17 protein-coding genes and 2 pseudogenes are annotated in these 18,150 nt (G+C 68.9%); 2 read left to right on the forward strand and 17 right to left on the reverse strand.

Annotation, left to right across the window (positions count from 1 at the left end):
* Nucleotides 1-246: 246 nt before the first annotated feature.
* The 11 genes from ACR4XW_RS07460 to clpS all read right to left on the reverse strand — a co-directional run bounded on the left by ACR4XW_RS07460 (nt 247) and on the right by clpS (nt 8,056).
* Nucleotides 247-777, reverse strand: a complete 531-nt coding sequence (locus ACR4XW_RS07460; protein ID WP_434759918.1) for a dihydrofolate reductase — start codon at nt 775-777, stop codon at nt 247-249.
* Nucleotides 777-1,571, reverse strand: a complete 795-nt coding sequence (locus ACR4XW_RS07465) for a thymidylate synthase (protein ID WP_434759919.1) — start codon at nt 1,569-1,571, stop codon at nt 777-779. The genes ACR4XW_RS07460 and ACR4XW_RS07465 overlap by 1 nt, the downstream gene beginning before the upstream one ends.
* 3 nt (nt 1,572-1,574) lie before the next feature.
* Nucleotides 1,575-2,195, reverse strand: a complete 621-nt coding sequence (rdgB, locus tag ACR4XW_RS07470) for an RdgB/HAM1 family non-canonical purine NTP pyrophosphatase (protein ID WP_434759920.1) — start codon at nt 2,193-2,195, stop codon at nt 1,575-1,577.
* A complete protein-coding gene (gene rph / locus ACR4XW_RS07475; RefSeq protein ID WP_434759921.1) occupies nt 2,192-2,917 on the reverse strand; it encodes a ribonuclease PH in 726 nt (241 codons plus the stop codon). Before rph ends, rdgB begins: the two co-directional genes overlap by 4 nt.
* 31 nt (nt 2,918-2,948) lie before the next feature.
* Nucleotides 2,949-3,719 carry an MBL fold metallo-hydrolase gene (locus ACR4XW_RS07480; RefSeq protein ID WP_434759922.1) on the reverse strand — a complete coding sequence of 257 codons (771 nt, stop codon included), beginning with the start codon at nt 3,717-3,719 and terminating at the stop codon, nt 2,949-2,951.
* Nucleotides 3,707-4,519, reverse strand: coding sequence for a glutamate racemase (gene murI, locus ACR4XW_RS07485; RefSeq protein ID WP_434759923.1), 813 nt, complete (start codon nt 4,517-4,519; stop codon nt 3,707-3,709). Before murI ends, ACR4XW_RS07480 begins: the two co-directional genes overlap by 13 nt.
* Before the next feature lie 102 nt (nt 4,520-4,621).
* Nucleotides 4,622-4,882: a FeoC-like transcriptional regulator gene (locus tag ACR4XW_RS07490; RefSeq protein ID WP_434759924.1), complete on the reverse strand. Its 261-nt coding sequence runs from the start codon at nt 4,880-4,882 to the stop codon at nt 4,622-4,624.
* Nucleotides 4,879-6,903: a ferrous iron transport protein B gene (gene feoB / locus ACR4XW_RS07495; protein WP_434759925.1), complete on the reverse strand. Its 2,025-nt coding sequence runs from the start codon at nt 6,901-6,903 to the stop codon at nt 4,879-4,881. The genes ACR4XW_RS07490 and feoB overlap by 4 nt, the downstream gene beginning before the upstream one ends.
* Nucleotides 6,896-7,129, reverse strand: a complete 234-nt coding sequence (locus tag ACR4XW_RS07500) for a FeoA family protein (protein ID WP_434759926.1) — start codon at nt 7,127-7,129, stop codon at nt 6,896-6,898. The genes feoB and ACR4XW_RS07500 overlap by 8 nt, the downstream gene beginning before the upstream one ends.
* A 52-nt stretch (nt 7,130-7,181) precedes the next feature.
* Nucleotides 7,182-7,754, reverse strand: a complete 573-nt coding sequence (locus ACR4XW_RS07505) for a DUF2017 domain-containing protein (protein ID WP_434759927.1) — start codon at nt 7,752-7,754, stop codon at nt 7,182-7,184.
* Nucleotides 7,751-8,056: an ATP-dependent Clp protease adapter ClpS gene (clpS, locus tag ACR4XW_RS07510; RefSeq protein ID WP_434759928.1), complete on the reverse strand. Its 306-nt coding sequence runs from the start codon at nt 8,054-8,056 to the stop codon at nt 7,751-7,753. Before clpS ends, ACR4XW_RS07505 begins: the two co-directional genes overlap by 4 nt.
* 110 nt (nt 8,057-8,166) lie before the next feature.
* Here clpS and ACR4XW_RS07515 point away from each other — a divergent pair, with 110 nt between their 5' ends.
* Complete coding sequence (locus ACR4XW_RS07515; RefSeq protein ID WP_434760418.1) at nt 8,167-9,414, forward strand: nicotinate phosphoribosyltransferase; 1,248 nt, start codon at nt 8,167-8,169, stop codon at nt 9,412-9,414.
* Nucleotides 9,415-9,456: 42 nt separating this feature from the next.
* On the opposite strand, the gene malQ is transcribed toward ACR4XW_RS07515, so the two are convergent.
* The 5 genes and pseudogenes from malQ to ACR4XW_RS07540 all read right to left on the reverse strand — a co-directional run.
* On the reverse strand, nt 9,457-11,574 hold the full coding sequence (malQ, locus tag ACR4XW_RS07520) for a 4-alpha-glucanotransferase (protein WP_434759929.1): 2,118 nt from the start codon (nt 11,572-11,574) through the stop codon (nt 9,457-9,459).
* Between the two features lie 122 nt (nt 11,575-11,696).
* Nucleotides 11,697-12,272: a PTS sugar transporter subunit IIA gene (locus ACR4XW_RS07525; RefSeq protein ID WP_434760419.1), complete on the reverse strand. Its 576-nt coding sequence runs from the start codon at nt 12,270-12,272 to the stop codon at nt 11,697-11,699.
* A 54-nt stretch (nt 12,273-12,326) separates the two neighbouring features.
* Nucleotides 12,327-13,763 (reverse strand): annotated as a pseudogene (locus tag ACR4XW_RS07530) (PTS fructose transporter subunit IIC); the annotation flags it as partial.
* A gap of 152 nt (nt 13,764-13,915) precedes the next feature.
* A complete protein-coding gene (locus ACR4XW_RS07535; protein ID WP_434760420.1) occupies nt 13,916-14,572 on the reverse strand; it encodes an RDD family protein in 657 nt (218 codons plus the stop codon).
* A gap of 258 nt (nt 14,573-14,830) precedes the next feature.
* Nucleotides 14,831-15,025, reverse strand: a pseudogene (locus ACR4XW_RS07540) (DUF2510 domain-containing protein); the annotation flags it as partial.
* Between ACR4XW_RS07540 and ACR4XW_RS07545 the strand changes: the two are divergent.
* Entirely contained in the window at nt 15,024-16,268 is a 1,245-nt protein-coding gene (locus ACR4XW_RS07545) for a serine/threonine-protein kinase (RefSeq protein WP_434759930.1), read from the forward strand. The pseudogene ACR4XW_RS07540 and the gene ACR4XW_RS07545 overlap by 2 nt on opposite strands.
* A 57-nt stretch (nt 16,269-16,325) precedes the next feature.
* On the opposite strand, the gene ACR4XW_RS07550 is transcribed toward ACR4XW_RS07545, so the two are convergent.
* Nucleotides 16,326-18,104 (reverse strand): DEAD/DEAH box helicase, encoded by a 1,779-nt coding sequence (locus tag ACR4XW_RS07550; protein ID WP_434759931.1) that lies wholly within the window; start codon nt 18,102-18,104, stop codon nt 16,326-16,328.
* Nucleotides 18,105-18,150 lie beyond the last annotated feature (46 nt).

Consider the following 18,150-nt stretch of genomic DNA (forward strand, 5'->3'; position numbering starts at 1 on the left):
CACCTCCTCAACATCCGACCCCGACAAACCCTCAACTGGGCCACCCCAGCCGAACAACTCAACGAGTACCTCACTGCACTCACCACTTGACACCGCCCAGGCAGCTTCAGCACCCAAAATCAGGCCAGTTGCAGCAGCACGGACAGGCACGGGGGTACCAAAACCTCCAACTCAGAACGCGGATCGGGCCCGAATCCGGCAAAAGCCGGAGGTGAGTTGGAGGTTTTGGTACCCCGAGCCGCCGACTCAGCCCTCTGTGCGGCGCCGGTACCCCACCCAGTCGAAACCGTCCTGGGGTTCGCGGTAGATCTCGACCCACTCGTCGGTCGAAAGCCCGGGGAAAGTCGTGTCGCCGGCGGGTTCGGCGTGTACCTCGGTGACCTCCCAGCGGGAGATCAGATGCCAGGCCATCCGATAAATCTCCCCGCCGCCGAAGATCCAGATGGTGCGGCCCGGGGCGAGTTCTCCGGCCAGGTCCAGGGCCTCGTCCAGGCTGTGCGCCACCGCCGCGCCGGGGGCCGACCAGTCCGGCGAGCGGGTGATCACGATCGAGGTCCGGCCCGGCAGGGCACCGGGCAGCGAATCCCAGGTGCGCCGGCCCATCACCAGCACATCACCAATGGTGAGGCGCTTCAGTCGGGGCAGGTCACCTTTCAGCCGCCACGGCATGTCACCGTCGGCGCCGATCACGCCGTTGCGGGCGACCGCAACGATCCCGGCGATCTCGGCGGTCGTCGGCGAACCGGACGGGCCGGGCCCGCCTTCCCCGGCACTCATCAGATCGCGATCGGGGCTTTGATGCCCGGGTGCGGGTCGTAACCCGTGACAGTGATGTCGTCGAAGTCGAAGCCGTCGATATCGGTCACCTCGGGATTCAAGGTGAGCGTCGGCAACGGCCTCGGGTCGCGGGCCAACTGGGTGCGGGCCTGTTCCAGATGGTTGGAGTACAGGTGCGCATCGCCCAGGGTGTGCACGAAGTCGCCTACTTCCAGCCCGCAGATCTGGGCGATCATGTGGGTCAGCAGGGCGTAGGACGCGATGTTGAACGGCACGCCCAGGAAGACGTCGCCGGAGCGCTGGTAGAGCTGGCACGACAGCTTGCCGCCCCCGACCCAGAACTGGAACAAGGTGTGGCAGGGCTGCAGCGCCATCTCGTCGAGCTGGCCGACGTTCCAAGCACTCACCACGTGCCGGCGCGAATCCGGATTGGCCTTGATCTGGGCGATCACCTGCTGCAACTGGTCGATGTGCCCGCCGGCCGCATCCGGCCACGACCGCCATTGATAGCCGTAGATCGGGCCCAGGTCACCATCCTCATCGGCCCACTCGTCCCAGATGGTGATGTTGTGCCGGTGCAGGTAGTCGACGTTGGTGCCGCCGCTGATGAACCACAGCAGCTCACCGATCACCGACTTCAGGTGCACCTTCTTGGTGGTGACGAGCGGGAACCCGTCGGCCAGGTTGAAGCGCATCTGGTGGCCGAACACGCTCAGGGTGCCGGTGCCGGTGCGGTCGCCCTTTTCGACACCCTCGGTCAGGATGCGGTCGAGTAGGTCCAGGTAGGCCTGCATGGGTTACTCCTCCCCCGAGTCGGCGGCCAGCAGTTCGGGCAGCCGGGCCACCATCGCCCGCACCGCCCGTCCGCGATGGCTGATCTCGTCCTTGGCTTCGGCGGTCAGTTCGGCCGTGGTCTGCTCGAATCCCTGGGGGACGAAGATCGGGTCGTAGCCGAAGCCGTTCGAGCCACGGGGTTCGGTGATGATCACACCCTCGACCTCACCGCGTTGCAGTTCGGTGCGTCCGTCGGGGTGGGCGAAGGCCATCACGCAGACGAAGCGGGCGGTGCGGCGGCGGGTTTCGACGTCGTGCAGTTGGCGCAACAGCAGTTCCAGGTTGGCCCGGTCGTCGCCCTCGGGGCCGGCCCACCGGGCCGAGCGCACCCCGGGCATCCGGTTCAGCACATCGACCTCCAGCCCGGAATCGTCGGCCAGGGCGGGCAGTCCGGTGGCCTGTGCGGCGGCCGTGGCTTTCAACAGGGCGTTGCCCTCGAAGGTCAGCTCGGTCTCGGCAGGTTCGGGGTAGTCGGCGACTTCACTCAGCCCGACCACGTCGATACCGGCATCGGCGACCAGCCGGCGCAGTTCTTCGAGTTTCTTGGCGTTGTGGGTCGCCAGTACGACCCGGTTCGCCGTCACTGCAGAGCCTCGTTCTGCAGGCGGGTGAGTTCGGCGCAGCCGCTGACCCCGAGGTCGAGCATCGCGTTGAGCTGGTCGCGATCGAAGGGGTCTCCCTCGGCGGTGCCCTGCACTTCGACGAACTTGCCGTCGCCGGTGCAGACGATGTTCATGTCCACCTCGGCGGTGGAGTCCTCTTCATAGGGCAGGTCGAGTACCGGGACGCCGTTGACGATGCCGACCGACACCGCGGCCACCGAGCCGGTGAGCGGTTCACCGGCGAGCAGGTTGCGTTCGCGCAGCCAACTGACCGCATCGGCCAGGGCCACGTAGGCCCCGGTGATCGCGGCGGTGCGGGTACCGCCGTCGGCCTGCAGCACATCGCAGTCGATCACGATGGTGTTCTCGCCCAGCGCCTTGTAATCGATCACCGAGCGCAGGGCGCGGCCGATCAGCCGGGAGATCTCGTGGGTGCGGCCGCCCACTCGGCCCTTGATCGATTCGCGGTCGCTGCGGGTGTGGGTCGAGCGCGGCAGCATCGCGTACTCCGCGGTGACCCAGCCCAGGCCGCTGCCCTTGCGCCAGCGCGGCACTCCCTCGGTGACCGAGGCGGCGATCAGCACCCGGGTGCGGCCGAACTCGACCAGCACCGACCCTTCGGCGTGATCGAGCCATTTGCGGGTGATGGTGACCGGACGCAACTGATCGGGGGCGCGTCCGTCGAAACGTGGGGCAGCAGACATGGCAGCAACCCTACCGGCGAGCCGGGACGGGTCAGATCGTGAGGCGCATCCCGGGCCGGGCGACCTCGATCGGCCCGGCATAGGCCTCCGACGCGGCTGCCACGGTGGCCTCGACATCGGCCCAGGGCGCCAGGTGGGTCAACACCAGGGTGCCGACTCCGGCGGCGGTCGCGGCCTCCCCGGCCTGTCGTCCGGTCAGGTGTACCCCCGGCGGCACATCGTCCCGGTCGGCGAAGCCGGCCTCGGCCAGCAGCACATCGGCGCCGGTGGCCAGCTCCACCAGGGCATCGCAGGGCCCGGTGTCGCCCGAATAGACCAGGCTGCGTCCCTCGGCTTCCAACCGGATCGCGTAGGCCTCGACCGGGTGGGCCACCCGCGCAACCCGCATCCCGAAGGGACCGACCGACCCGGTGTCGGTGATCTGCAGGTGCCGGAAAACCTCGGCATAGGTGTCGACCCCCTCGGCCAGCGCCTCGGGGGTGGCCGGTTCGGTGAGTTCGGCCTGGGCCAGTCGGACCAGAGCGTGCTGCGGGGTGACCAGAGGCAGTTGCCGCCAGTGGTCCTTGAGCCCGTGGCGGGCAGCCACCTTGAGGGCGATCAGGTCGAGGCAGTGGTCGGCATGCAGATGGGACAGCACCACCGCGTCCGGGGTGGCGGGGTCGGTCACGCCGTAGAGCGCTCCGAAGGCGCCGGGGCCGAGGTCGAGCACCACCTGGCCGGCCTCGGTGCGCACCAGGTAACAGGAGGCGGGATTATCCGGCCCGGAGGCCGAGCCGGAGGAACCTACGACTACGAGCTCCATGACGAGAACTGTTCCACATTGTCGACGAATCCGCCCATCAATCGGGCCCCGATGCCGGCGAACTGTTCCGGCATGCCGGTGGTGAGGAACTTGTGGCTGCCTCGTTCGGTGCTTTCGCGCAGCAGGCCCTCGCGGGTGAGCCGGGCGTAGACGGCCTTGGCGCATTCGTCGGCGCTGGAGACCAGGGTGACCCGCTCCCCCAGCACGTAGGAGATCACGCCGGTGAGCAGCGGGTAGTGGGTGCAGCCCAGTATCAGGGTGTCGGCCTCGGCGTCCTGCACGGTGGCGAGGTATTCGCGGGCCGCCTGCAACAGTTCGTCCCCGCCGGTGACCCCGGCTTCGACGAAGGACACGAATCGGGGGCAGGCCTTGGTGGTGAGCTGCACCTGCGGGGCCGCGACGAAGGCATCGTCGTAGGCCCCCGAGGTGGCGGTGGCCTGGGTGCAGATCAGCCCGACCGAGCCGGTGCGGGTGGCGGCGACCGCGCGGCGGGCCGCGGGCAGTATCACGTCCACCACCGGGACGTCGTAGCGTTCGCGGGCGTCGCGCAGCACCGCGGCCGAGGCCGAGTTGCAGGCGATCACCAGGGCCTTGACGCCCTGGGCGACCAGGTAGTCGAGGCATTCCAGGGCGTATTCACGCACCACCGCGATCGGCAGGTCGCCGTAGGGGGCGCGGGCGGTGTCGCCGAGGTAGATCACATGTTCCCCGGGCAACTGGTCGACCACTGCCCGGGCCACGGTCAGGCCGCCGAATCCGGAGTCGAAAATGCCGATCGGGGCTTCGGGGGTGGTTGGCACGGCGGCTACTGTACTCCGACCTCGACCGGGGCAGGCGCTGAGCGGGTCGGCGCAGCCATGACGGTCGTGCCCCTCGTTGGACGCCCCGGTGGGACACCGGGCTCAGGTGCGACGCGACAAGGTCAGCAGCACCGGCCCACCGGTGGGCCCGGCACCGCAGCCCGAGGACGAGGGGCACGACGAGCATCCGCCGCTGGAACAGCCCATCGCCAGTTCCCGGGTTTCGATCCGTCCCATCCGCACCAGGTGGTCGGTGGCGGTGCGCACGGTGTCGATGGCCAGGCCGGTGCGGTCGGCGACCTCGGCCAGTGACCGGCAACCGGAGTTGAGGGCACCGAGTACTTGATGCAGTGGCCCGCTCACCAGAACAACCTGCCGATCTGGAAGACCGCGACCGCCAGTACCCAGGCCATCGCCATTTGCACCGCGATCCCGAACAGGGTCCATTTGGGGCCGATCTCGCGCCATTGGGCGGCCAGGGTCGCCACACAGGGGGTGTAGGCGACCAGGAAGACCAGGAAGGCCATCACCGCCGGTAACGGATGCCCGCCGGAGGATTCCTCGAAGGCGGACATGATCTTCTGACCCAGTGGGCTGTCGGCTTCCTCGGTCTCCTCCACCGCGTAGGTCTGGGCCCAGGACGAGATCACGGCCTCCTTGGCCACGAAGCCGACGACCAGGGCCGAGACGGTTTGCCAGGTGTCGAATCCGGCCGGGGTGAAGACCGGGGCGACGGTCTGGGCGGCCACCGCATAGGCCGAGTCCTCGACCGGTACCTCGGCGAAGCCCTGATCGCCGCGCACCGGGATCGATTGCAGCACCCACACCACGCACACCGTGGCGACGATGATGCCGGCCGCGGTTTGCAGGAAGCCTTTCAGCCGTAGCCAGGTGACCGCCGCGGTGAGGCGGGCGGTGGGGCGCTGGTACGGGGGCAGGTCGATCACCAGCGGGTCGGCGCCCATGGTGCGCCACAGGGTGCGGCGCAACAACAGGCCCAGACCGACCACCAGCAGGATCGAGGTCAGGTACATCGAGAAGACCACCACCCCGGCCCATTTGCCGAAGAAGATCGTGCCGAGCATCACGTAGACGGTGAGCCGCGCCGAGCAGGCGGTCAGCGGCACCAGCAGGGCGGTCAGCAGCCGGTGTTGGGCATTGGGCAGGATCCGGGTGGCACTGATCGCCGGCACATTGCAGCCGAAGCCCACGATCAGCGGCAGGAAGGCCCGTCCGGGCAGGCCGAGGGCGCGCATCACCCGGTCGGTGACCACCGCGGCCCGGGCCAGGTATCCCGAGTCCTCCAGCAGGGCGAGCAGCAGGAACATCAGCGCCATCAGCGGCACGAAGGTGAGCAACATGCCCACACCGGCGATCAGCCCGTTGACGATCAGGCCCTCGAGCCAGGTGCCGCCGAGCCCGACCGATTGCAACAGGCCGGACGCCCCCTCGCTGACCGGGCCGGTGAACAGTCCGTCCAGGAAGTCCTGCAGGGGTGCGGCGACGGTGGTGGTGATCTGGAAGACGACGAACATCACCGCGAGGAACAGCAATCCTCCCCACAGGGGGGCGGTGGCGATCCGGTCGATCCGGTCCGACCAGTTCTGCCGGGCCTCCCCGGCCTCGGTGCTGCGTTCGACGACCTGGTCGATCCAGCCGAAGCGTTCGTCGGCCTCGGCCAGTTCGTCCTCGGCGTCGAAGGGGGCCCGGATCCGGGCCAGCGGGACGGGCAGGCGCAGGGTCTCCCCCACCACTTGGGCCAGCTCGAGCAAGCCCGTGCGGCGCCGGGGGTCGATCGGTACCACCGGGCAGCCCAGTTCGGCGGCCAGGGTTTCGGCGTTGATCCGTACCCCGCGTCGTTCGGCCACATCACCCATGGTGAGGGCGACCACGACTTTCAAGGAGCGTTCGCGCAGTTCGCTGACCAGGTACAGGCCGCGGGTCAGGTTGGCCGAGTCGACCACCGCCACGACCGCGTCCGGGGCTTCGGTGACGATCAGGTCGCGGGCCAGAGCCTCGTCGGGCGAGTGGGCGTCCAGGCTGTAGGCGCCGGGCAGGTCGACCACCGTCCAGGCGGTGCTGCGCGGTTCGGGGCACCCGGCGGCGACACAGTCGCGTTCCGGGCAGTCACAGGCGCCGTCGAAGTGTTCGCATTCGCAGCCGGGCAGCAGCACCTTCCAGCGGCCGCGGGCCACGTCGACGGTGGTGCCGGGCCAGTTGCCGGTGGTCACCCGGCTGCGGGTGACGGCGTTGAACAGGGTGGATTTACCGACGTTCGGCAGGCCCGCGAAGGCGATCACCGGCGCGTCGGGGCCGGCTCCCCCGGAGGTCGCCGCGGCATGGCAACTGACCGTTGCCACCGAACGGGCGCGAAGTTCAGTCATGGGTTTCCACCCGGAAATCTCGGAGCAGGTCCTTGCCCAGGGCGACCCGGGATCCGGCCACCGCGACCACCCGGCCGCCCCCGGCGGTGGTGTGCAGGATCTCGATCTCGGCGCCGCGGCGCAGGCCCAGGGAAGCCAGCCGCCGCGCCACCGCAGCGGTCGGATGAGCTTCGACGATCATCAGCGGGTGACGCTTCGGCGCGTCGACCAAGTTGAACCCGGGCATGCCGACAATCTACACGCCCTTAGGCAAGCCTAACCATACTAAGTGAGGTTCATCACAGGACGTGCAAGAGGGATTCCTGCATCCAACCGAGGAACTCGTACACCGAATACATGAAGGCCCGCGGGTCGGTGTCGGGCAGTTCGGTCAGCTCCTCGGCCGATTCCTCGTCGGTGATGCCCAGCCGGGTGGCAACGGTCAGCCGCAGCGCGTTCAGGGTGCGCAACCAGGCGGTCACCTCATCGGGCTCGACCCGCAGCGGACGGACCCCCGAGTAGGTGGTGTTCAGCGCCTGCAGCACCACCTTGGCCTCGGCGATCTTGCGCCGGCGCTGGTCGGCCTCGGTGAAGCGGCGAAAGTCCGAGGACGCGGCCGGGTCGTGCGGGTAGGCGTCCGGAAAGAGCCGGCGCACCGCGGGGTCCTCCGACACCTCGGGCTGATCGGGGTCGTCGGCCAGTTCCCGGGCCAGGGCCTCGAACGGGTCATCGTCCTCGGCACCGGGTTCGTCCTCGCCGGGCACCTCGAGCAGTTCGATGAGTTGTTCCACCAGCGACGAGATCAGCGCGACCTCGGTCTCTTCCATCTTCGCCTGGTAGTCGCCACCGCGGCGCTTCTTGAAGGCCTTCACTCCGACCGGTCCAGGGTCGCCCACAGGCCGAACTCGTGCATGGCGTTCACATCCCGTTCCATCTCTTCGCGGCTACCCGAGGCCACCACCGCCTTGCCCTCGGTGTGCACCTCCATCATCAACTGGTGCGCCTTGGCCTTCGGGTACTTGAAGTAGGTCACGAACACGTGGGTGACATACGACATCAGGTTCACCGGGTCGTCCCACACGATCGTCACCCAGGGCGGCTGGGTCAACAACTCATCGGCGGGACGTTCGACGACCGCCGTTCCGCCGACCGGAGCCTCAGGAGTGGTGGACATGAGGGTCATTGTCGCAAACTTCCCGGCCTGCACGCATTCGGGAGCACAGGGGTTCTAGTCTGGGGTTCGTGACCTCCACCGCACTGCTCACCGACCATTACGAGCTGACCATGGTGCAGGCCGCCCGACACTCGGGTGCGGCCGACCGCCACAGTGTGTTCGAACTGTTCGCCCGCAAACTTCCCGACGGCCGCCGTTACGGGGTGGTCGCCGGAGTCGGACGGGCGCTGCGGGCTCTGGCCGAGTTTCGTTTCGGCGAACCCGAACTGGATTTCCTGCGCACGAACGAGGTCGTGGACGACGACACCGCCGACTGGCTCGCGAACTACCGGTTCAGCGGCAACATCTGGGGTTACCCCGAGGGCGAGCTCTACTTCCCCTACTCCCCGATCGTGGTGGTGGAGGGCACCTTCGCCGAAGCGGTGCTGTTGGAGACCATGCTGCTGAGCATCTACAACTTCGACTCCGCGATCGCCTCGGCGGCCTCCCGGATGGTGCTCAAGGCCGACGGGCGGCCCTGTATCGAGATGGGTTCGCGCCGCGCCCACGAGGAGTCCGCGGTCGCCGCCGCCCGGGCCGCCTGGGTGGCCGGTTTCGGGTCGACCTCCAACCTGGAGGCCGGCCGCCGCTGGGGTATCCCGACCGCGGGCACCGCGGCCCACTCCTTCACTCTGCTGCACGACAGCGAACGCGATGCCTTCGAAGCCCAGATCCAGTCGCTGGGCGAGACCACCACTTTGCTGGTCGACACCTATGACATCGCCGAGGCGGTCAAGGCCGGCGTCGAGTTGACCGGCGGCAAGTTGGGTGCGGTGCGGCTGGACTCCGGCGACCTGGGCGTGGTGGCCCGTGAGGTGCGGGCCCAGTTGGACGAGCTGGGCGCGAAGGACACCCGGATCATCGTCACCAGCGATCTGGACGAATGGCAGATCGCCGCCCTGCAGGCCGCCCCGGTGGACGGCTACGGGGTCGGTACCTCGCTGGTGACCGGGTCGGGGCATCCGACCTCGAAGATGGTCTACAAGATCGTTTCCCGGGCCGGGGCGTCCGGGGAGATGGAGCCGGTGGAGAAGAAGTCGGCCGGCAAGGGGTCGGTGGGTGGTCGCAAGTTCGCGCTGCGCCGGTTGAACTCCCGCAATGTGGCCACCGCCGAGGTACTCGGGGTCGGCACCCCGCCCGAGGGGGACGACAACGACCGTCCGCTGTTGGTGCCGTTGGTCGAGAACGGGGAAATCGTCGGTGAGGAGCCGCTGTCGGCGGCCCGGGAACGGCACACCTCATCGTTGGCCGAGATGCCCCGAACGATCAGCCGACTGTCGGCCGGTGACCCGGCGATTCCGACCCAGTACCTGAACTGAAACCCCGATATCCGAGTTGCCCCCGGTGCGCCCGGGGGTAACTCAGCCCAGCCCGCGCACGGCCTTGGCTATCGCCTCGAATCGGGGTGAGAGGAAGACCTCGTCCAGCAACAGCGGCTGCCCGTCCGGACGGCTCAGCGGCACGCGCCAGTTCGGGTACTCGTCGATCGTGCCGGGCTGGTTCTGGATCTTGCGGTCCCCCACCGCATCGACCAGGGCCACCCCACGCATCCGTGATCGGGTGTGGGCCAGGTAGCGGTGCAGGGCCAGCACGGTCTGCTCGGTGTCGGTCTCGCCGGCGTCGAGGTAGCCGCGGCGTTCCAGGGCGGCCCGCCAGTCGGCCTGTTCGGCCTTGTCGGCGGCGAGTTCCTCGGACAGGTCATCGCCGATCAGCCCCAGGGTGTGGCGTAGTTCGACGTGGGCATGTTCCAGGTAGCCGGCCGCCGGGGGCAGGTCGTGGGTGGTCACCGAGGCCAGGCAGTATTCGCGCCATTCCTCCGGTTCCAGGGGCAGGCCGTCGCCGTGGTGGTCGCGTTCCCACCACAGAATGGACGTGCCGAGCAGGCCGCGCTCGGCCAAGTAGTCGCGCACCCACGGTTCGACGGTGCCGAGGTCTTCGCCGATGATCACCGCACCGGCCCGCCAGGCCTCCAGGGCCAGGATGCCGATCAGGGCTTCGTGGTCGTAGCGCACGTAGGTGCCCTCCGAGGGCGGTTCGCCCTGCGGAATCCACCACAGCCGGAACAGTCCGATGATGTGATCGACCCGAATCCCGCCGGCATGCCGCAGCAGAGCCGCGACCATCGACCGGAAGGGGGCGTAGGCCAGTTCGGCCAACCGGTCGGGACGCCACGGCGGCTGGCCCCAGTCCTGACCGCGGTGGGTGAAGGCATCCGGTGGTGCGCCGACCGATACCCCGCGGGCGAAAACGTCGCCGCGGGCCCAGGCCTCGGCCCCGGTGGGATTCACCCCGACCGCCAGGTCGTGCACCACCCCGAGCTTCATCCCGGCCTCGGTGGCCGCGGTCTGGGCGCGCTGCAGTTGTTCGTCCAGTACCCATTGCAGCCAGGCGTGGTAGTCGGCCTCGGCCCCGTGGTCGGCCAGGTAGGCGGCCACCGCGGGCGAATCGGGGCTCTGCAGCTCGTCCGGCCAGGTGGTCCAGTCGCTGCCGTGTTCGGCCGCGATCGCACACCAGGTGGAAAAGCCCACCAGGTCTTGACCTTCCCGATCACGGTAGGCGTCGAAGTCGGCCTGTCGCTCGGGGCTGCGCGGCCGGGCGAACACCGCCCGCAGTGCGGTCTCCTTGGCCTGCCACACCATCTCGCGGTAGATGCGGTCTTCATCGGGCGGCACCGAATGCCGCGCGTCGGCGATTTCGGCGCGGTCCTCCTCGTCCAGGTCGGCGTACTCGGCCACCTCTTCGACCCGGATGTAGAGCGGGTTCAGGAATCGGCGGGTGGTGGGCAGGTAGGGCGAGGGCTCCACCGGCGGAAAGGGTTGGGCGGCATGCATCGGGTTGATCAGCACGAAGTCGGCATCGTGCTCGGTGGCCGACCAGGCCGCCAGCTCACGCAGGTCGGCGGCATCCCCCATCCCCCACGACTGCGCCGAACGCACCGAGTACAACTGAGCGATCAGACCCCACACCGGGTCTGCGCCCATCGCCTCGGGGGTGCCGAGCCAATCGGGGGTGATGATCAACGGGGTTTCGGCCCGGTGCTCACCGCTCACCGCGACCAGGCGGTGGTAGCCGAAGGGCAGCCCTTCCGGTACGGCGAAGGTCGCCTCACCGATCCGGGTGCCGTCGATTTCACGCGGCGGCACCCAGTGGTCGCGTTGGGTGCAGGTGACTTCGTCGCCGGTCTCGGTGACCACAGTGACGGTGACCTCGTTGCCGTCGGGGATGTGCACCGGGAAGGTGCGCTCAACCCGCGATCGGGTCACCACGCAGGGCGGCAGCATCCGCCGCCAGGTGGCGTGTTCGGCCTCGTCGCGGGCACGTTCGGCCGCCTCGGGGGTGGAGACGTCATTGCCGAGGGCGGTCAGTACCGCGGTGAGGGTGCTGTGTGGCACCTCACGCAGTTGACCATGCCAGTCGTAGTAGTCGGTGGCGACACCGAAGTGTTCGGCCAGCGCTTGCAGGGCGGGATCGAGGGCCACGGCTCATCTCCAACTCGGGTGCAACGATTCGACTCTAGTGGGTGAACGGCGCCGCCGGGTCACCACAACGCAACGTGGTCGGTTGTTCCCCACCGGGAGCAACCGACCACGTCGGAGTTGGATCAGCCGGAGATGGCCTCGTCCAATACCCGGATCACTTCCTGGGCATCGTCGGCATTGCGCAGCCCATCGCGCACCGGGGTGCGCATCAGGGCCCGCGACAGGGCGGCCAGAATCCGCAGGTGCTCGTCGCCGGCCTGGGCCTCGGGTACCGCGATCAGGAAGATCAGGTCCGAGGGTTTGCCGTCGGGAGCCTGCCAGTCCACCCCGGCACTGCGCCCGAAGGCCAGCACCGGACGGGTGGCCCCGTCCGATTTCGCGTGCGGGATGGCGATGCCGTCGCCGACCGCGGTGGCACCCTGTTCCTCACGCTTCATCGCCGCCGCCACCACGGTGTCGATGTCACCGATCGCCCCGGTGCCGGCACCCAGACCGGCCAGGTGACGGATCACCTGTTCGGGGGACTCCCCGGAGATATTCAGGTCGATCGTCTCCGGGCTCAGGTAGTTGGTGATCTTCGGTGCCTCGGCCTTGGTCTCGGTCTTGGCCTCGGCGGTCTCTGTCGTGGTGTCGGTGTCGGTCTTGGCCCGGGTGGCGGTGGCCGTTGTCGCAGCAGCGGCCGAGTCACCCGGTTCCACGCCCCGACGGGCGGCAACGGCCGGTGCCCCGGCGGTGGCCAGAGCCGGTTCGCCGGGAGCCGGGGAGTCGTCTTCCTTCTTGTGCCCGATCGACAGCAGGCCGGTGGCCACCAGGGCGGTGACCAGGGAGCCGGCGATGATCGCCACGAAGTACATCGGCACGTTCTCGACCGCACCGAGCACGGCCACGATCGGTCCACCGTGCATCACGTTGTCCTTGACCGCGAACAGGGCCGCGATCGCGCCGGCGACCGCACCACCGATCATGTTGGCCGGAATCACCTGCAGCGGACGGGCCGCGGCGAACGGAATCGCACCCTCGGTGATCCCGAAGAAGCCCATGAACAGCGCGGCGATACCGGAGTCACGCTGTTGTCGGTTGAACAGTCGGCGTCCGATGAAGGTGGCGAGCCCCATGCCCAGCGGCGGGACGGCGATGGCGGCGGCCACCATGCCCATCGGGGCGGCGTTGGTGGCGATCAGGCCACCGGCGAACAGGAAGGCCGTCTTGTTGACCGGCCCGCCCATGTCGAAGGCGATCATCGCCCCGAGGATCAACCCGAGCACGATCGCGGTGGCGCCGGTCATCCCGGCCAACCAGTTGGTCAGCGCGGTGAAGGCCGCGGCGATCGGGTTGCCGAGCAGGAACACGAAGGCCAGGCCGACGATCACGGTGGTGAAGATCGGAATGATGATGATCGGCATGATCGGTGCGATGTACTTGTGCACCGGGATCTTCTTGATCGCCAGGGCCACGTAACCGGAGGCGAAACCGGTGATGATGCCGCCCAGGAAGCCGGCATTGGCCTCCGAGCCGTACAGCGATCCGGTGACCGCGATCATGCCGGTGATCATGCCGGGTGCCAGGCCCGGACGGTCGGCGATCGCCATCGCGATGAAGCCCGACAGGATCGGCACCATCAGGCCGAAGGCCAGCGCGCCGATACCCTCGATGGTCTTCCAGAAGCTGTCCTCGGGGATGGTCAGGCCGGCCTCGGTGGGTTGACCGCCGATCGCCAGCGCGATCGCGATCATCAGACCACCGGTGACCACGAACGGGATCATGTGTGACACACCGTTCATCAGGGCCCGGTAGATGGTGCCACCGACCGATTCCCGCTCCCGTCGGGTGGAGTGATCCTCGGCATCGGCTCCGGCGGTGCGTTGACCGGTCGCGGGCTTCGCGGTCAGGGCCCGTTCGATGAGTTGGGTGGGGCGTTTGATGCCCTCGTCCACCCCGGTCACCACGGTTGGGATGCCCTTGAACCGGGTGGTGTCGATCTGCTTGTCGGCAGCGATGACCAGGGCATCGGCTTCCCGGATCTGCTGCTCACTGAAGGCGTTCTCCACGCCGATCGAGCCGTGCGTCTCGATATGGATCGAGTGACCCATCTCGGCCGCGGCTTCCTCGAGTTTCTCGGCCGCCATGTAGGTATGGGCAATGCCTGTCGGACACGCGGTGATCGCCAAGATTTTCTTCGGTTCAGACATTGCTGCCTCCCCCTTCGTTACCGCTGGCAAAAGTCGTTCGACTTCCTTGCGCGGTCTCGAACAACCCTATCGACCCGCTACAGCGTTACGACAAGAGGTAGTGGAGGTTCCCACCCGAGCGTTACCCGGTCGTTAGCAGAGCCTTACCGAAATCACTCGCGGGTGCGGATCACCTGGGTCTTGGCCACCAGATCGTGGACGGCCATCCGGCGCGGATTCCACAGCGACCACAGGGCGTTGATCATGCCGATGAAGTACAGCGAACTGAGACACCAGGGAATGCTCCAGATCACCGCCCGCGGCACCACCACCGAGTAGCCGAGCCGCTCGATGCTGCGGCCCTCACCGACCGGCACCACCCGCAGCCCCAGCGCCAATTGGCCGAGGGTCGCACCCCGGAAATGCCACAGCAGGATGTGGTAGCTCAGTTGCAGGCCGGCGAGCACCAGCGCGATCGCGAGCTGGTTGCCGAAGGGCAGGAGTTCACCGTAGGTGGGGGCAACCGGTGGCGTGCTGCCGGTGCGGGTGGCCTCCATGGTCTCGCCCCAGAAGGTGACCAGCCCGTCGAACAGCGGCCCCATGAAGGGCAGCGCGAGCATGAACCCGACGAAGCCGAGCAGGATCTGGTCGATGCCCGCAGCCAGGAAGCGCCACCAGAAGCCGGCCAGCAGCACACCGTCGTCGGTGGTCAGGCCGGGTACCGGATCACGGGTCGGCGGGACGACCCGGCCGCGGGGACGAGTCGGTGGCCCGGGTTGGGGGCGGTGCTGCGGCGGGGCCGGTGGCCGCGGCGTGTGTTGTCCCGGCACCTGTTGTCCCGGCGCGTGTTGCGCGTGAGGTCCGGGCGCCTGGCCACTCGGCGCCTGCTGCGCGTGCGACCCGGGCGCCCCTTGCGCCGGCGGCCTCGGGGGCGTGGCCGGTCGGTCGTCGGGGCGGTCCTGTGGACCCCGCTGATGCGGGCGCTCCTGGGTGGAGTGAGTCGCGGCCGGTGAGCCGATCCCGCGCTTCTTGCGCCGCGGGCCCCGTCCGGGCTTGTCGGCTCCCGATCCCCGGCGGTTCTTGGCCTCGCGCACTTCCCTCGACCACTGCCACCCGTCCCAGTACCGTTCCCGGGACAGGTCGACCGGGTCGGGGTACCAACCACTCGGCGCGGCGTGCCGGCCGGGCGGGGCTGGAGGGGTGCCCACCGGGATGTCGTTCACCCGACCAGTCTGCCAGCTTTGGTCGACCGGCCCCACGGTAGGCGACAATGAGGGAATCATGGACAGGATCGGACGCTATCGGCTCACCCGTCGACTCGGGTCGGGCTCCTTCGCGACCGTCTGGTTGGGCCATGACGACGATCTGGACGTGCCGGTCGCGGTGAAGATCCTGGCCGACAACTGGGCCGGCAATGACGATGTGCGCGGCCGGTTCCTGGCCGAGGCCCGGTTGATGCGGCAGGTGCGCGACGAGCGGATCGTGCGGGTCTACGACATCGGCACCCTGGACGACCAGCGTCCCTATTTCGTGATGGACTACGCCGACTCCGGCTCCCTGGAGGATCTGCGCAAGCAGGGCATCCAGGCGAAACGTGCCATCCAACTGTGTGCCGAAGCGGGCCGGGCCCTGCACGTCCTGCATGCGCACAATGTGATCCACCGGGATGTGACCCCGGGCAATATCCTGCTGACCCGGCGGGCCGACGGTGAGATGCAGGTGCTGCTGGCCGATCTCGGGGTGGCCAAGTCGATGATCGATCAGGTCGGCCAGACGATGACCGCCGGAACCCCCGCCTATATGGCCCGGGAGCAGGCCACCGGGGTCGGGGTGCTGGATCATCGCGCCGACATCTACTCCCTGGCGGCGGTCACCTACGCGATGCTGACCGGTCGGCCCCCTTTCCCGGTGCGGACGCTGGCCGATTTGCTGGCCCTCGACCCGAATCAGCCGCCGGCGCCGACCGCCGAACGGGTCGGTGCCCCACCGATTCTGGACGGGCTGTTGTTGGCCGCCCTCTCGCCGCAACCGGGCCGCCGGCCGCCCTCGGCCGAGGTGATGGCCAATGCCCTGGACGACATCGCCCGCACGATGCCGGGGCCGGATCGCACCGATCCGGGGGGACGGCCGAGCACCCCGGCCGTCCCTCCCGATGCCACCGTGCTGCGACCCAGCGGCCCCACCCCGACCAGCCTGATCGGGGCCGCCCAGCCCGCCGGAGCCCCGGTACCGGCGATGTCACAGGCCGGGGCACCACAGGCCGGAGCCGTGCCGCAGATGGGTCAGCCGATGGCCCCGGTGATGCCCGCGGGGCTGGCGGTACCGCCCGGGCCCTCGGTTCCCACCGGACTCCAGCCGGACGGCGGCCCCGCCCTCTCACCCGGCAGCCGGGCCGAGTACGCCCCCTCGCCCGGTTCGGTCACCGGGCAGGCCGCCGCGCGTCAGGGCCTCCCCCTGTGGGTGCTGATCGCCGGTGGTGTGCTGTTGTTCATCGCGACGATGTTCATCACCATCTGGCTGCTGTAACCAGCCACCGACACCCCGTCGCCGTCGGCGACGACAGTCCCCAACGGCGCGCGTCTCCTAATAGCTCGTGTCGCGTCCGCTGACCGCCCACTGCCGGATCAGGTCGATCCGCTCCCGCAGTGCGCTTTCCTCGGCCGCGGCGCTGGGCGGGCCGCCGGTGGCCTTGCGCAGTTCGGAGTGGATCACCGCATGCGGTTGTTGGGTGCGGTGGTGCCAGGCGGCCACCAGCCCGTTGAGTTCCTTGCGCAGATCGCGCAGCCGCTGGTGGGTGCTGGGTCCGCTGGGGCTGGCCGCACTGGTGCGGCGCACCTGCTGGGCCTGCCGGTCACGCAACAGGGCGGTCACCTGCTCGGGTTCGAGCAGCCCGGGAATACCCAGGTACTCCAACTCGTCCTCACTGCCGGGCATGGCCTGTTGACCGAAGGAGCCGCCGTCGAAGACCACCCGGTCGAAGTCGGCCTCACTGCCCAGGGCGGCCCACTGGTCCTCCAGCAGCACATCGGCTTCGGTCTCGGTGCGCTGGGCGGCCGCGATGAGTTGTTCCTCATCGGGGGCGGCCTGATCGATGCGCAGCGCGTGGTTGCGTTCGCGTTCCATCGTCGCGGCGTATTCGAGCAGGTGCGGCAGGCTCGGCAGGAACACCGACGCCGTTTCACCACGGGTGCGGGCCCGCACGAAGCGTCCGATCGCCTGGGCGAAGAACAGTGGGGTGCCGGTGGCGGTGGCGTACACCCCGACGTTCAGCCGCGGCACGTCCACACCCTCGGAGACCATCCGCACCGCCACCATCCAGCGCTGTTGGCCGGCGCTGAACTCGGCGATCCGGGCGCTGGAGCCGGGTTCGTCGCTGAGCACCACGACGGGCTTCTCCGCCGAGATCGCCTCCAGCATCTTCGCGTACTCGCGGGCGTGGGCCTGGTCGTTGGCGATCACCAACCCGCCGGCATCGGGGACGTGCCGGCGCACCTCGGTGAGCCGGTGGTCGGCGGCCCGCAGCACGGTCGGAATCCAGGCACCGTGCGGGTCCAGGGCGGTGCGCAGGGCCTGTCCGGCCAGGTCGCGAGTGAGCTCGGTACCCAACCGGGCACTGATCTCCTCACCAGTACTGGTGCGCCAGTTCATCTCACCCGAATAGGACATGAAAATCACCGGACGGACGATGCCGTCGGCAAGGGCCTGGCCGTAGCCGTAGGAGTAGTCGGCCCGTGATTGCAGGGCCCCGGTACCGTCCGGCTCGTACTTCACGAACGGGATCGGATTGGCATCGGAACGGAACGGGGTGCCGGTGAGCGCCAGCCGGCGCCGGGCCGGTTCGAAGGCCTCGCGCACCGCCTCACCCCACGACAGGGCATCCCCGGCGTGGTGGATCTCGTCCAGGATCACCAGGGTGCGGGAGCGTTCGGTGCGCAGCCGCAGACCGGTCGGGTTCACCGCGACCCCGGCGTAGGTCAGCGCCACCCCGGTGAAGTCGGCCGAGGCGCGGCCCTTCCGGGTGGAGTAGTCGGGGTCCAGCGCGATGCCGACCCGTTCGGCGGCCTCGGCCCACTGGGTTTTGAGGTGTTCGGTGGGTGCGACCACGATGATCTTGTCGACCACCCGCCGGTTCAGCAGGTCACTGGCCACGGTCAGCGCGAAAGAGGTCTTGCCCGCCCCGGGGGTGGCCACCGCGAGGAAGTCCTTGGGGTCGGTATCGCGGTATCGCTGCAGGGCCGCGGCCTGCCAGGCCCGCAATGTCTGGACGGTGCCCCACTTGGCTCGGCCGGGGTACGCCGGGGACAGCCCCTTGGCCTGCAGGTCAGGGACGTCGGGGGCGAACAGGTTGGGCTGATCAGACATCGCCGCCGATAGTAGCCGCGGTCACTGACAGGGCCGAACCGGACGG

The sequence above is a fragment of the Pseudenemella bisphenolivorans genome (assembly GCF_051133435.1).
GTDB lineage: Bacteria > Actinomycetota > Actinomycetes > Propionibacteriales > Propionibacteriaceae > JAAYAO01.

Bases quoted from the DNA above. Each gene is read 5' to 3' on its own strand.
- ACR4XW_RS07515 (WP_434760418.1), top strand. From the start codon at position 8,167: ATGGTGCAGGCCGCCCGACACTCGGGTGCGGCCGACCGCCACAGTGTG.
- ACR4XW_RS07545 (WP_434759930.1), top strand. From the start codon at position 15,024: ATGGACAGGATCGGACGCTATCGGCTCACCCGTCGACTCGGGTCGGGC.
- ACR4XW_RS07460 (WP_434759918.1), bottom strand. From the start codon at position 777: ATGAGTGCCGGGGAAGGCGGGCCCGGCCCGTCCGGTTCGCCGACGACC.
- feoB (WP_434759925.1), bottom strand. From the start codon at position 6,903: ATGACTGAACTTCGCGCCCGTTCGGTGGCAACGGTCAGTTGCCATGCC.
- clpS (WP_434759928.1), bottom strand. From the start codon at position 8,056: ATGTCCACCACTCCTGAGGCTCCGGTCGGCGGAACGGCGGTCGTCGAA.
- ACR4XW_RS07550 (WP_434759931.1), bottom strand. From the start codon at position 18,104: ATGTCTGATCAGCCCAACCTGTTCGCCCCCGACGTCCCTGACCTGCAG.
- rph (WP_434759921.1), bottom strand. From the start codon at position 2,917: ATGTCTGCTGCCCCACGTTTCGACGGACGCGCCCCCGATCAGTTGCGT.
- ACR4XW_RS07500 (WP_434759926.1), bottom strand. From the start codon at position 7,129: ATGCCCGGGTTCAACTTGGTCGACGCGCCGAAGCGTCACCCGCTGATG.
- ACR4XW_RS07465 (WP_434759919.1), bottom strand. From the start codon at position 1,571: ATGCAGGCCTACCTGGACCTACTCGACCGCATCCTGACCGAGGGTGTC.
- ACR4XW_RS07480 (WP_434759922.1), bottom strand. From the start codon at position 3,719: ATGGAGCTCGTAGTCGTAGGTTCCTCCGGCTCGGCCTCCGGGCCGGAT.